Source organism: uncultured Streptococcus sp. (assembly GCF_901875575.1).
GTDB lineage: Bacteria > Bacillota > Bacilli > Lactobacillales > Streptococcaceae > Streptococcus.
Genome location: NZ_CABFMF010000022.1, coordinates 23358 through 36552, shown reverse-complemented (window position 1 = coordinate 36552; position 13195 = coordinate 23358). Strand labels below are relative to the sequence as shown.

The following is a 13195-nucleotide window of genomic DNA, read 5'->3' as shown; positions in this document are numbered from 1 at the left end:
GCCTACTCCCTATATAACAACTCATCACAGAACATACATTCCTCGTCCTGCTCCCGACGTTGCCCATAAAAATCATTACATACGTGAAAACCATCTTTATAAATCCGACGAACACTCTCACGAACATGCTTGGCCTTAACTGGAGTATCTGCCTCCACCTCACCCAAGCGTTCTCGCAATTTCGAATTTTCCAAGCGTAGAGCTGTATTTTCCTCGACCAGGCTCTTGAGATTTTTCTTGATGGCTTCAACGTCAGCCAAGGTCACCAATAGTTGCTGGGAAAAATCATCCAGTGCATCAAATAATTCTTTTTTATCCATAAACCAGCCCTTTCCTTTCTATAATATTCATTCTTTAAGTTTCAATTTCTTTTAACACCAGATATTCCATGGCATTTTGAAAACTAACATTGGCTTGCCACATCTTTCTGGCTTCTAGCAAGGCTTGTAAAATCTCACGAATCCTAGCTTGTAGGAGATCCTGCCCACAGAGAACTTCGAGGATTCGTAAAACATAATCTTGTTTTTCCTTATCATCCGCCAAACTAGCTAATTTGGCTACTTGGAGATAACTCTCTTTTTTCTTGACTAATAGCAAGGACAATAGTCGTTCGCTTTCATCAACCAAGGTCCAAAAATTAGCCTGATTGACTAATTTTTCAGCCTCAGCCTGAGATAGACTCAACTGAGCTAACAGAGTCGCTTTTTTCTTGATGAGACCTACTTGCTCCAACTGAAGAGCTAACCTAGTTACTTGTTTCTGAAAGTAAAAAATCTGAGTTCGACTCCTTATAGTTGGTAAAATCTTTTCCTCATCACTGGTCAAGAAGAAAATGTAGGCCTCACTCTGAGGTTCTTCAATGACCTTGAGCAGAGAGTTAGCTGCATTAGGATGCATTTTCTCAGCTTGCTCGATAATAAAGACCTGTTGTTTACTTTCAATTCCTGCTTGGGAAAACTGACCCACCAATTCCCTAATGCGTTCTGTCTTGATAATCTGATTGATTGGCTTAATCATGGTAACATCAGGGAATTCTTCCTCTTCAATCAGCTTACAATTTCGGCATTTTTCACATGGTAAAACTCCTGCTTTATCAGTACAAAAAAGACTTTTAGCCAAAAATTTTGTCATATCCAAGCTACCAAAAAAACCTGAAAACAGATAAGCATGATTGAGCTGATTTTGCTCCAAGATACGGACAAAACGGTCAAACTGCTCTGGTTGCAAATCATTTAATCGCTCTTGCTTCATTTGCTTAATCCCATTCTCTCAAACAAGACAGACTTGGTATCTTCCACCACTTGGTCCAAAGGAAGACTGGCATCAATCTTGGCAATACGGTCTCCTTCTTTCTCCAAAAGAGAAAGATATCCTTGACGGACCTTTTTATGCAAGTCTAAGCCTTCTAGATCTAAACGATTGACCTCTCGATTGCTATTTGCTGCAATACGCGCCAATCCTTCTTCCACCTCAATATCAAAATAAAGGGTTAAATCGGGTTTTAGTCCATCTGTCGCAAATTGATTGAGCCAATCAATGGCCTCGATATCTAAGCCTCGACCAAATCCCTGATAGGCAACCGAACTATCAATAAAGCGATCCATGATGACCATCTTCCCGGCTTCGAGAGCTGGTAATACCTTTTCTACCAAGTGCTGTCTGCGACTGGCAATATAGAGAAGAAGTTCTGTCTTCGCATCCATCTGTCTATGATCTGGATCCAAAATCACTTCACGAATCTTCTCACCAATCAAGACTCCACCTGGTTCACGGGTCGTCAGTAGCTCTACACCTTTTTCTTCTAATATCGCCAGCAAAGCTTGTAAAACACTGGTCTTTCCTGCGCCTTCTGGCCCCTCAAGCGAGACTAAAAATCCTTTTGACATGACTAACTCATTTCTTTTTTACTATCTTCTATTTTATCAAAAAAATAGATATTGTGAAAATCTTTTTGGACACTGATTTTAAGGAAGTATAAAAGAGGTAGATTTCTCTACCTCTTATTTACCAAGTTTTTTAGTTCGTTTGTAGGCTTTTTTGACTGCCTCCATAACGGTTCCTCTAAAGGCATGTGCTTCTAAACTAGCTACACCAGCAATAGTAGAGCCGCCAGGGCTACAAACTTGGTCTTTCAAAACACCTGGATGTTGTTTGCTTTCTAGAACCAATTGACCTGCACCAAGAACTGTTTGAGCTGCCATTTGTAGAGCAGTTTCTCGTGGCAATCCTGTCTGAACACCTGCGTCTGCCAAAGCTTCAATGAAGAGATAGACAAAGGCTGGTCCACAACCTGCCAGACCCGTTGCAGCATCAATTAAGCCTTCACTGATTTCAAACAATAAACCGGCATGTTGTAAAAGTTGACAAAAGACTTCCTTATCATCTGCTTGGCAGTTGGCTGACAAGGTATAACTAATGACTCCTTGACCGATAGAAACTGGAGTGTTGGGCATCATGCGAATGAAACGGTGCTGAATTGGAACAAGACTAGCTAGTTTTTCCAAGGTGACACCAGCAGCCATTGAAATCAAAAGAAGACTCTCCCGTTTTTCAAGAATAGCTTGAGATTCCGCAAGTAAAGTAGATACTTGAGCTGGTTTGACTCCTAAAAAAATCACATCTGCTTCCGCAAAGATTTCCTCATTACTAGAAGCTTGACCTCCGTAGCTAGCAATAAAATCATCTACTCTATCTTGACTTAGATTAGAAAGAAGAAACTTATCTGTCCTATTAGCTTGCCAAACAGCCTTGGCTAAGCTAGCACCCATATTTCCCAAACCGATAAATCCAATCTTCATTTTTTACTCCCTTATCTGTCCATCACCAGCGACTACATACTTGTAACTGGTTAATTCTTTTAAGCCCATTGGGCCACGCGCATGAAGTTTCTGAGTTGAAATCCCCATTTCGCATCCAAGTCCAAATTGACCACCATCTGTAAAACGAGTTGAGGCATTAACGTAGACTGCTGCTGAGTCCACTTGATCTGTAAAGTAAGCTGCTGCATCCGCATTTTCAGTAACAATTGCATCTGAGTGGTGAGTACTATGAGCCTCAATATGATCTACAGCTTCTTCAAGACTACCCACGATCTTAATAGCTAGAATATAATCTAAAAACTCTGTATCAAAGTCTTGGTCTTCTGCTGCTTGGCCAGATACAAACTGACTTGCTTTGCTATCCAAGCGGAATTGAATTGGTTCCAACCCAGCTTCTTTACGCTCCACAACCAGAACTTGCTCTAAACGAGGAAGGAAACTAGCAGCTATATCTTCATGTACAAGCAAAACCTCCATAGCATTGCAGACAGAAGGACGACTAGTTTTGGCATTGTTGATGATAGACAAGGCCTTATCTTCATCTGCATCCTTATCCACATAGACATGAACAATTCCAGTTCCTGTTTCAATTACTGGTACAATAGCATTCTCAACTACCGCATTAATCAAACCTGCTCCTCCACGAGGAATAAGGAGATCTAAATATCCCTTAGCCTTCATCATGGCAAAGCTACTTTCTCGGCTGGTATCTTCCACCAGTTGAATCACATCTGGATGGATAGTAGTTGATTCCAAGCCTTTCTTTAAGGCCTTAACAATAGCATGAGCAGTTTGATAAGCATCCTTCCCACTACGAAGAACAACTGCATTTCCACTCTTGAGTGCTAAAGCTGCTGCATCAGAAGTCACATTTGGACGACTCTCATAGATAATTCCGATAACTCCCATAGCGACACGTTTCTTGGTAATAACCAAGCCATTTTCAAGAGGATTGGTTTCTAAAATTTCACCAATTGGATCTGGTAAAGCGACCACTTCACGAATTCCACTTGCCATGGCCTCGATACGTCCTGCATCTAAATAAAGACGATCCAACATAACATCTGAAATTTTCCCCTTAGCCGCTTCCATATCAAGAGCATTGGCTGCTAAAATATCTTCTGTAGCCTTTACCAAATGATCAGCCATAGCTAATAAGGCCTGATTTTTCACTGTTTCACTAGCAGTATTAATCGACTTCTTAACAGCCTTTACCTGCTCAAATTGTTCTTGTGTACTTACCATAGTTTACCTCTAAAATTCTGTAAAGAGTAATTGAATTTCCGGAGTGATTGAAATCCAATCATCACGATGAATCAAGACACCCTTGGCTTTTTGTGAACGCAACATATCTTCCAAAGCAGAAGAACCGAACTGGACGCGCCCCTTACCAAGAGATTTTCCACTTTCTTTATCAAAAACTGTTACGATATCACCATAAGAGAAGGATCCTTCTGTTTCAACAATGCCAGATAAAAGGAGACTTTTTCCGTGTTTAGAAAGAGCTTCTGCAGCACCCGCATCCACCCAAATGGACCCCTGACTTTGGGCATAAAAGGCCAACCATTGTTTCTGAGTACGAAGTCCCTTCTCTTGAGCAACAAAATAGGAACCATCCTTAGTTTCATTTGCTGCCTCAATCATGGCATCTGATTTTAAAGATGAGCAAATATAAACAGGAACCCCTGACTCTGTTGCTATGGTAGCTGCCTTAATTTTTGTGAGCATGCCTCCTGTACCATTTGAGGATCCAGCACCCCCAGCCATATCAATAATATCTCGATTGATGGTCTCGATCTTCTCCAAACGTTCAGCAGTAGGATCAGAATTTGGATTCCCAGTATAAAGACCATCTACATCTGTCAAGAGAACTAAGAGGTCTGCTTGAACCATGGCCGCTACTTGGGCACTTAGCGTATCGTTATCCCCAACCTTAAGTTCGTCAATAACGACACTATCATTTTCATTTATAATAGGAATAGCCCCACGACTAAGAAGAACTGATAAAGCTTGATTGGCATTTTTATAGCGACGTTTATCAACGAAATCATCTTGTGTTAGCAGAATCTGAGCTGATACAATTTGGCGAAGAAGAAGGTTAGTCGTATATTCTTCCAACAAAAGCCCCTGTCCTACCGCTGCAGAAGCTTGTTTATCTGCAATCTTAGTTGGTCGTTTCTTAAATCCTAAAGCCCCAAAACCTGCAGCAACCGCTCCAGATGAGACTAAGATTAATTCATGGCCCGCCTCATGCAACATAGCCAATTGCTGGGTAATGACTTTCACTTTGCTACGTGATAGACTACCATCTTCATTTGTCAGTGAAGATGTCCCCACCTTAAAAACAATTCGTTTGTATTTCATAGACTCACTCCGATTCTTCATATTTATCCATTATAACATGAATGACTAGAAATAGAAAAGAGATGAAATAAAAAAATTGAGATCTGCTATCTCAACTCTTTTAATAGGATGACGCTTTACGCAATTTCTCTAATGTTTCCTTAAAAATCTCTGGGATATCTGCTGTAAATTCTAAGGTCTCACCTGTTCGTGGATGGGTAAATCCTAGAGTCTTGGCATGGAGAAATTGTCCATGTCCTTTCAGAGTCTTACGTGGACCATAGACTTCATCCCCAGCGACTGGATGGCCGATATAAGCCATGTGAACACGAATCTGATGAGTGCGCCCTGTCTCCAGTTGCAACTCTACTAAGCTATAATCACCAAAGCGTTCCAAGACGTGGAAACGAGTCACTGCAGGCTTGCCTTTCGCAGTCACAGCCTGTTTCTTACGGTCTTTTTCACTTCGACCAATCGGCGCTTCAATGACACCACGATCATTGGGCAGATTTCCATGAACAATTGCCCAATATTTGCGGAGAGACTTTTTATCCTTGAGTTCTTGAGCAAGGGCCAAGTGTGCCTCATCATTTTTAGCAATCATAAGAAGACCTGACGTATCCTTATCAATACGGTGAACAATTCCTGGGCGTAGAACCCCATTGATACCCGACAAGTCCTTAATATGGTACATAAGGGCATTTACCAGAGTTCCACTGGTATGACCAGCACTTGGATGCACAACCATCCCCTGAGGCTTGTTAACGACAGCCACATCCTCATCTTGGTAGATGATTTCTAGCGGAATATTCTCAGCCACATACTCTAAGACCTCTGGCTCTGGTACATGATAAGTGACGATGTCACCTTCTTGGACTGTGTATTTAGCTTTCTTGACTTGACCATTGACCAAGACCTGACCTGATTTGATCTGTTCATTCGCTAGACTGCGTGATAATTCTGTCAAATCCGACAAAGCCTTATCTAGACGCAGGCCACCAGTTTCAATTTTAATTTCCATTTATTTCCTCTTTTAGCATTGCAATCAATAAAATAATCACTCCAACCGTCAGATAGCTATCCGCTACATTGAAAATTGCAAAATTAATAAAGTCTAAGTGAAACATATCCACAACAAAACCCTGACTGATCCTGTCAATAAAGTTTCCAAGACCACCTGCAATAATCAAGATCAAACCCAAAACCATCCAAAGTGAGTCCTCCATGTGTTTATGTAGATACCAAATGGCACCCACCATGACTACCAATGTAATGATAGCAAAGAACCACTGCTGATCTTGTAGTATCGAAAAGGCAGCCCCTCTATTTTGCAGGTAGGTCAAGCTAACGAAATTGGGAATCCAAGAGCGCACTTCACCTAGTGGAATCTGCTGGACGATATAGGATTTGACTAACTGATCCAGCGCAATCAAAAGCAGTACAATGACTGCCACTATTCCTCTTTTTTTCATGATTTCCTCTTTTGATCAAAATATTCTTGCATGACTTCTACGAAAAGATTCCCAGCTTGACTAAGCTCCACTTCCTCACGTTTAACATAGACCATGCGATTATCTAGTTCATCCTTGAGACGAATAACTGTGATGCCATTGACACTATCACTATCTAAAAACCCGGAACCTGTTGCATAAGCATCCGTCCGCTCCAAAATACCGTTCAAGGTAGCACGGTCTGTCACATTAAACATCTGCGAGCTGGCACTGGTATCAACAAAGTTCTCCGAATAATAAAGGTACTCGTCTTTCTCTTGAGTAAAACGAACCGTTGGTAAATCAGCTAAATCCTCCATGACCAATTCCTCTTTCTGGGCTAAAGGATGCCCCTCACGGAGATAAATATGGGTATGGAAGGGAATCAATTCAATGATCTCCAGACCTAGCTTTTCAACCCGTTGCATGATCCCCTTTTTATTTTGATTGTTGAGGTAGATAATCCCAATCTCACTATGCCCTTGGGCTACTTCGTCTAAGATTTGAACAGTAGTTGATTCAAAAATGCGGAAGTTCTTATAGTCAGGATAGCGCTCTGAAAAGGCCGTAATAGTTGGTGGCAAGAAGTCATAGTGCTGACTTGCAATGGAAAATTCATCTTTTTCTTCTTCAGGATTGGCATACTGATTTTGAAAAATATCAAATCCTTTAACCAATTCTTGCGCCTTTTCATAAAATTCCATACCACGACGGGTCAAGAAAGTCCCTGAGCTGGTCCGACGGAAAATCTTAAAACCCAACTCTTTTTCCAAATCACGAACAGAAATGGACAGACTCGGCTGACTAACATACATCTTCTCAGCAGCTTCACGAAAAGTACCGCTATTGGCAATAGCCACAACGTAGCGTAATTGTTGAATGTTCATCTTCTACTCCCAACTTCTTTATCTTTTCATTATACCATATTTTAGAAGTTTTCCAAAAAGGAAAAAAATCAGGAAATTTTCAAGTCTCAAATGAGACTCTAATACTCTTCGAAAATCAAATTCAAACCGCGTCAACGTCGTCTTGTCGTACTCAAGTACAGCCTGCGACTAGTTTCCTAGTTTGCTCTTTGATTTTCATTGAGTATAACATTCCAATACAAGAATTAGAATGATATCTTTTTCCCGTCCTCATTTCATTTCAAACAAATAAAAACAGCAAATCTTTTTGATTTACCGTTTAAAACATGATACAAATTCGATTTTCCATAATTTGATACAAGAAAACTCTCTAAAGATTTCTTTTATTCTATAAATCAACTAGAAAAACTCTTCAATCCTATTAGCTATATTTGGACTTACCTCCCAGATTCCAACATAAGGTTGTTCAATATACTGTTTTTCTTTCATAGTATATAGATAGGCTACACTATCATTTTCTTCATTCTGATGAGTGAATTTGATAATGATGTAATCTTTATCATTTGTCGGTTGATCATTTAAACTTTCTAAAGTTGTGGATTTTGACTGTCTCTGTATCTCCTCAATCAATTTTGAAATTTCTTCTCTCTTGGTTATTGTTTTAACATCTTCTGAGATTTTTTTCTGCAGAGAAATTACAGAAATCGTTTCAGGTTCAGGAAGAATAAGTTTTTTCTTACTGACACAAGCTGATAGAAAAAGAAAGGAGATTGAACAGACTATTATAGTGATAATTTTTTTCATACTAGTCCACATCCTTTCCATATTTCTGCTAGCTTACTAAGATATAATCATACTATCAAACCTCAGCAATTTTTGCAATATCTTATTCCCTTATAAAATTCATTACTGTAAAAATTCTACTAGATTATAATTTTTCAACAACAGATAAAGTAGCTGATAAATTCGCTTCTTACATAGGTTTTTAAAATATGGGTACCAAAATGGGTACCAAAACAAAAAAATAGGCTCTCCGAAAACTCGGAAAGCCTTATATTAAGCCGTTTCTAGGCATTATTTTGCGATTGGGTAAACAGAAACTTGTTTTTTATCGCGACCTTTACGTTCAAAGCGTACTACGCCTTCAACTTTAGCGAACAAAGTATCGTCTCCACCACGTCCAACGTTTACACCTGGATAGATGTGTGTACCACGTTGACGGTAAAGGATTGATCCACCTGTTACAGTTTGTCCGTCAGCTGCTTTAGCTCCAAGACGTTTTGCTTGTGAATCACGTCCGTTTGATGTAGAACCTCCACCTTTTTTGTGGGCGAAGAGTTGCAAGTTGTTAAGAGTCATTTTTAACATAATGTTTTCCTCCGTGTTAGTTTTCTGTGATAACTCTGGTTTGGACGAACTCAGAAGAGTTCTCCGATAAGTTTGCCATACCCAAGAAAAACGATTCAAAGAATAGCTGAGTCATTTCTCTCTGGTGTGAAGGAATATCCTTTGGAATTTCTACCATCAGATAACCACCTTCATCTTCATTTAATTCTAAGATTGGTTCATAGCCTGCAAATTTTTCAATGGAATTGATAAAGTTAATGGCAAGCGTAGAAACCGATGCACACACGACATCAAAGCCGTATTCGCCACTACCGGCGTGTCCAGTAATTTCCGCACTCCTCAGCTCGCCATCTTCGGCTCTCTCAAAGACTGCTTGTATCATGTGTTCTCCTTAAAATTAAGCGTTGATTGCGTTGATGACAACTTTAGTATATGGTTGACGGTGACCTTGTTTACGGTGACTACCTTTTTTAGGTTTGTACTTGTAAGTAACAACTTTCTTTTGTTTTCCTTGTTTTTCAACAGTTCCAACTACAGTAGCTCCAGCAACAAGTGGAGTTCCGACAACAGTGTTTTCACCACCAACAAGAACAACTTCGTTAAAAGTAACTTCTTGACCAGCTTCAACGTTCAATTTTTCAACGTAAATTGCTTGACCAACTTCAACTTTAACTTGTTTTCCGCCAGTTTTGATAATTGCGTATGTGCTCATTATGCACCTCCTATGATTTTTGGGATTTCCCCGTATTTTTTGTGAAGACTCGCCTAGCATCGTGGGACGAACCACTTAAAAGAAGAGCTCTAAGTATAACAAAGAATAAACTAGGAATTGAGCCGAAGGCATAACTTATGTTAGGCAAGGCGACAATGACGAAGTTTAAATTTGTTATACGACGAGCAACGATGTTCGTGCGGTTGCACAGGAACGTGCATAGTCAACTCTTCAAGTATAGCATATCTTCTAGATTCATACAAGTAAAAACAACCTTAATTTACACTTTTTCTTTCACCTTTTTCCTCCAAGAAGCAAAAAGCATACTAGAGTAAAACAGGATCATCATTATAGGTACTCCTAGGATAGTCTTTTCATTATAAGAGATAGTCAAATAGGCTGAAAAAACAACTCCAAAAACAAAACTCGAAAGCAAACTAACAAAGATAAGTCCCTCACGTAAAAAGGGAGTGTGCTTTGTACGGAAATAATCTCCAAAAGCTAGCATGGTTCGTTTAATATTCCCAGTCATAAAGGCATTATTGTAGGCAATACCTGACACCTCACCAAAGGCAGTTGTTACCAAGCCCATACAAAAGGCCAAAGGTGGTACGATAAAAATATTGTCTACTGTTAGAGGTACAAAGCCAATGATGAGCGAAAGAATTCCCAAAGGGAAAAGGGATAAAATTGGTTTTTTGACAATTCCTAATTTTTCCTTATAAAAAGTTAGGAAAAATACCCCCATCATAAAAGCTACTAGTGTCATCACCTTATCTCTCACATCTGATACATTATTATGAATTAACTCGACAGATAAAAAGACGACATTCCCAGTTTGGCCAGCTACAAGGGTATTCCCTCGCACAATAAAAGTGTAGGCATCTACATAACCTGCACAAAAAGTCAAAAAAAGCGCGAGTCTTTTAGACTGACGAGATATTTTTCTTATTGGTAATAATCTCATTTTCACTCCAATTCATTTACTCATCTCTCTATTTTAGCATTTTCTTAAAGAAAATCGTAGTCTATTTTAAATATTTTCCCAGTAATTGGATAGTCTATCTATTCTATGATATAATTGAGAAAGGATTTGCCAAAAAAAGGAGAAAGTATGCTTAAACTAGGAATTATTGGAACAGGGGCTATTAGTCATCATTTTATAGAAGCTGCCCATACTAGTGGAAAATACCAACTTGTCGCAGTTTATTCTAGAAAGATAGAAACTGCAGAAAAGTTTGCCAGTCACTACCACAATATCCTCTTGTTTGACAAACTAGAAGATTTTTTCAATAGCTCCTTCGATGTGGTCTATATCGCCAGTCCAAATTCTTTACATTATGCTCAAGCCAAGCTCGCCCTTGAAATGGGTAAACATGTCATCCTTGAAAAGCCAGCTGTTACAAGACCAGATGAATGGCAAGATTTAGTACAAACAGCCAAGGCTCATCACTCTTTCATCTTCGAAGCAGCTCGTAATTACCATGAAAAAGCTTTTACTACTATCAAAAACTTTTTAGCAGACAAGCAGATTTTAGGGGCAGATTTTAACTATGCTAAGTATTCTTCCAAAATGCCGGATTTGTTGGCTGGACTGAGACCAAATGTCTTTTCAGACCGTTTTGCTGGTGGTGCTCTCATGGATTTGGGTATTTACCCCATTTATGCAGCTGTTCGTCTATTTGGTAAGGCTCTAGATACCTCCTATCAAGGGCAACAACTTGAAAACAGCATTGACCTAAATGGTGACGGAATCCTCTTCTACCCAGACTTTCAAGTTCACATCAAGGCTGGGAAAAACATCACTTCCAATCTTCCTTGCGAGATTTATACGACAGATGGTACCTTGACCCTCAACACCATCGAACATGTCAGCTCGGCTATTTTTACCGACCACCAAGGCAATCAAATCCAACTCCCTATCCAACAGACTCCTCATACGATGACTGAGGAAGTCGCTGCATTTGCACACATGATCCAGCAACCAGATCTGAATCTCTACCAAACTTGGCTGGAAGATGCAAGTTCAGTTCATGAGCTACTATATACTATGCGCCAGACTGCTGGCATTAGATTTGAGGCAGAAAAATGAAAACCAAACTACCGACTGAATGGCAAGAACTGAGTGACCAGCTCGGTTTCCAAGAATTCACTCCCATTCAAACCCAACTTTTTGATCCTATCCTTGCAGGAGAAACTCTTCTTGGAGTGAGCCCAACTGGAACTGGGAAAACTTTAGCCTATCTCCTACCTAGTCTCCTCAGACTGACAAAGAAAAAAGCCCAACAATTACTTATTCTGGCTCCAAATACCGAACTTGCAGGTCAGATTTTTGAGGTAACTAAGACTTGGGGTGAAGCCATCGGATTAAATCCTCAACTATTCTTATCTGGCTCTAGCCAGAAACGTCAGATTGAGCGCCTCAAAAAAGGGCCAGAAATTCTCATCGGAACACCAGGCCGTATCTTTGAACTCATTAAACTGAAAAAAATCAAGATGATGAATGTGGAATCCATCATCCTGGATGAATTTGACCAGTTACTAGATGATTCTCAAATTCACTTTGTCGAGAAAATTACCCACTACGCACCTCGTGACCACCAACTGGTCTACATGAGTGCAACAACTAAGTTTGACCAAGAAAAGATTGCACCTAACACGCGCACCATCGACCTCTCTGACCAAAAGTTGGACAATATCCAGCACTTCTACATGCAAGTGGAACAACGTAACCGTGTTGAGTTGCTCCGTAAATTAGCTTATGTTGAAGATTTCCGTGGTTTAGTTTTCTTTAACAGCTTGTCCGACCTTGGTAGCGCAGAGGAAAAACTGCAGTATCGCGATGTCTTGGCTGTTTCTCTCGCGAGTGATGTCAACGTCAAATTTAGGAAAGTCATTTTAGAGAAATTCAAGGACAAGCAACTAACCCTACTTCTTGCTACTGACCTTCTGGCACGTGGGATTGATATCGATAGTCTAGAATGCGTCGTAAACTTTGACGTCCCAAGAGATATGGAAACCTACACTCACCGTGCTGGCCGTACTGGCCGTATGGGTAAAGACGGCTATGTTATCACTCTCATTACTCATCCAGAAGAACTTAAAAAACTCAAGAAGTTTACAAGTGTCCGTGAAATCGTCTTAAAAAATCAAGAACTCTATATCAAATAAGGTTGGCTCTCGCCAACCTTATCTTATTAACCCCAAGTAATTTCTAAACGATAGCTGGCAAAGGGTAGCCCCTCTTTGTTTTGCAGTTGATAGTCTAGGTAAATCTTTTGCCCTTCAAGCTCATAGCGACTGGTTTCAATGATAAACTCCTGAACACCCATCGGTGTCGGTATATAGGCTAAACTATCCTGTCCCTTTAAAAAACGCATGATGGTATTGGGTTTAGAAAAACGAGTCATGACTAGTTCTTCCTCATGAAACTTGAGTACCACTTTTTCCTTTTCTTCATTGTAAAAAAGTAGATAGCTATAATCTCCCTTTTCTCTTAACTCTACATCATAAAGCTGGTCAATCACTTCAAGCTGTTCATCAAACTGAATGGTATTTCGCATCCGAATCTTCACATCAGGTCCTCTTTCTTCTCTCTTGTCCTACTATTTTACCAAA

General features: G+C 39.9%; 17 protein-coding genes, 1 pseudogene and 1 other annotated feature. Of the genes and pseudogenes, 3 read left to right on the top strand and 15 right to left on the bottom strand.

What is annotated here, in order from left to right:
• Window positions 1-2: 2 nt before the first annotated feature.
• The 9 genes from yabA to QZ114_RS06235 form a co-directional block, all read right to left on the bottom strand.
• Entirely contained in the window at window positions 3-320 is a 318-nt protein-coding gene (gene yabA, locus QZ114_RS06275) for a DNA replication initiation control protein YabA (RefSeq protein WP_000358229.1), read from the bottom strand.
• Window positions 321-354: 34 nt separating this feature from the next.
• Window positions 355-1251: a DNA polymerase III subunit delta' gene (locus QZ114_RS06270; protein WP_295501053.1), complete on the bottom strand. Its 897-nt coding sequence runs from the start codon at window positions 1249-1251 to the stop codon at window positions 355-357.
• Complete coding sequence (gene tmk / locus QZ114_RS06265; protein ID WP_295501050.1) at window positions 1248-1886, bottom strand: dTMP kinase; 639 nt, start codon at window positions 1884-1886, stop codon at window positions 1248-1250. The genes QZ114_RS06270 and tmk overlap by 4 nt, the downstream gene beginning before the upstream one ends.
• Window positions 1887-2000: 114 nt before the next feature.
• Window positions 2001-2798 (bottom strand): pyrroline-5-carboxylate reductase, encoded by a 798-nt coding sequence (proC, locus tag QZ114_RS06260; protein WP_295501047.1) that lies wholly within the window; start codon window positions 2796-2798, stop codon window positions 2001-2003.
• A 3-nt stretch (window positions 2799-2801) separates the two neighbouring features.
• Window positions 2802-4064, bottom strand: a complete 1263-nt coding sequence (locus tag QZ114_RS06255) for a glutamate-5-semialdehyde dehydrogenase (RefSeq protein WP_295501044.1) — start codon at window positions 4062-4064, stop codon at window positions 2802-2804.
• A gap of 9 nt (window positions 4065-4073) precedes the next feature.
• Window positions 4074-5183, bottom strand: coding sequence for a glutamate 5-kinase (gene proB, locus QZ114_RS06250; protein WP_295501041.1), 1110 nt, complete (start codon window positions 5181-5183; stop codon window positions 4074-4076).
• Window positions 5184-5283: 100 nt separating this feature from the next.
• Complete coding sequence (locus tag QZ114_RS06245; protein WP_295501038.1) at window positions 5284-6183, bottom strand: RluA family pseudouridine synthase; 900 nt, start codon at window positions 6181-6183, stop codon at window positions 5284-5286.
• Window positions 6173-6634, bottom strand: coding sequence for a signal peptidase II (gene lspA / locus QZ114_RS06240; RefSeq protein ID WP_295501036.1), 462 nt, complete (start codon window positions 6632-6634; stop codon window positions 6173-6175). Before lspA ends, QZ114_RS06245 begins: the two co-directional genes overlap by 11 nt.
• Window positions 6631-7539 carry a LysR family transcriptional regulator gene (locus QZ114_RS06235; protein ID WP_295501033.1) on the bottom strand — a complete coding sequence of 303 codons (909 nt, stop codon included), beginning with the start codon at window positions 7537-7539 and terminating at the stop codon, window positions 6631-6633. Before QZ114_RS06235 ends, lspA begins: the two co-directional genes overlap by 4 nt.
• Between QZ114_RS06235 and QZ114_RS06230 the strand changes: the two are divergent.
• Window positions 7532-7606: pseudogene (locus tag QZ114_RS06230) on the top strand (AraC family transcriptional regulator); the annotation flags it as partial. The gene QZ114_RS06235 and the pseudogene QZ114_RS06230 sit on opposite strands and share 8 nt — an antisense overlap.
• A 311-nt stretch (window positions 7607-7917) precedes the next feature.
• Here the strand turns inward: QZ114_RS06230 and QZ114_RS06225 are convergent.
• The 5 genes from QZ114_RS06225 to QZ114_RS06205 all read right to left on the bottom strand — a co-directional run bounded on the left by QZ114_RS06225 (window position 7918) and on the right by QZ114_RS06205 (window position 10544).
• Window positions 7918-8322, bottom strand: a complete 405-nt coding sequence (locus QZ114_RS06225) for a DUF5301 domain-containing protein (RefSeq protein ID WP_295501030.1) — start codon at window positions 8320-8322, stop codon at window positions 7918-7920.
• A 270-nt stretch (window positions 8323-8592) separates the two neighbouring features.
• Window positions 8593-8886 carry a 50S ribosomal protein L27 gene (gene rpmA / locus QZ114_RS06220; RefSeq protein ID WP_000916509.1) on the bottom strand — a complete coding sequence of 98 codons (294 nt, stop codon included), beginning with the start codon at window positions 8884-8886 and terminating at the stop codon, window positions 8593-8595.
• A gap of 16 nt (window positions 8887-8902) precedes the next feature.
• A complete protein-coding gene (locus tag QZ114_RS06215; protein ID WP_000613707.1) occupies window positions 8903-9247 on the bottom strand; it encodes a ribosomal-processing cysteine protease Prp in 345 nt (114 codons plus the stop codon).
• 15 nt (window positions 9248-9262) lie between these two features.
• Complete coding sequence (gene rplU / locus QZ114_RS06210) at window positions 9263-9577, bottom strand: 50S ribosomal protein L21 (RefSeq protein ID WP_000109137.1); 315 nt, start codon at window positions 9575-9577, stop codon at window positions 9263-9265.
• Between the two features lie 35 nt (window positions 9578-9612).
• Window positions 9613-9792: a sequence feature (ribosomal protein L21 leader region), on the bottom strand.
• A gap of 65 nt (window positions 9793-9857) precedes the next feature.
• A complete protein-coding gene (locus QZ114_RS06205; protein ID WP_295501023.1) occupies window positions 9858-10544 on the bottom strand; it encodes a YoaK family protein in 687 nt (228 codons plus the stop codon).
• Between the two features lie 147 nt (window positions 10545-10691).
• On the opposite strand from QZ114_RS06205, the gene QZ114_RS06200 reads away from it, so the two are divergent.
• On the top strand, window positions 10692-11669 hold the full coding sequence (locus QZ114_RS06200; RefSeq protein ID WP_295501020.1) for a Gfo/Idh/MocA family protein: 978 nt from the start codon (window positions 10692-10694) through the stop codon (window positions 11667-11669).
• Window positions 11666-12748: a DEAD/DEAH box helicase gene (locus QZ114_RS06195; RefSeq protein ID WP_295501017.1), complete on the top strand. Its 1083-nt coding sequence runs from the start codon at window positions 11666-11668 to the stop codon at window positions 12746-12748. The genes QZ114_RS06200 and QZ114_RS06195 overlap by 4 nt, the downstream gene beginning before the upstream one ends.
• 26 nt (window positions 12749-12774) lie before the next feature.
• On the opposite strand, the gene QZ114_RS06190 is transcribed toward QZ114_RS06195, so the two are convergent.
• Window positions 12775-13152, bottom strand: coding sequence for a DUF1934 domain-containing protein (locus QZ114_RS06190; RefSeq protein ID WP_007556979.1), 378 nt, complete (start codon window positions 13150-13152; stop codon window positions 12775-12777).
• Window positions 13153-13195: the final 43 nt, after the last annotated feature.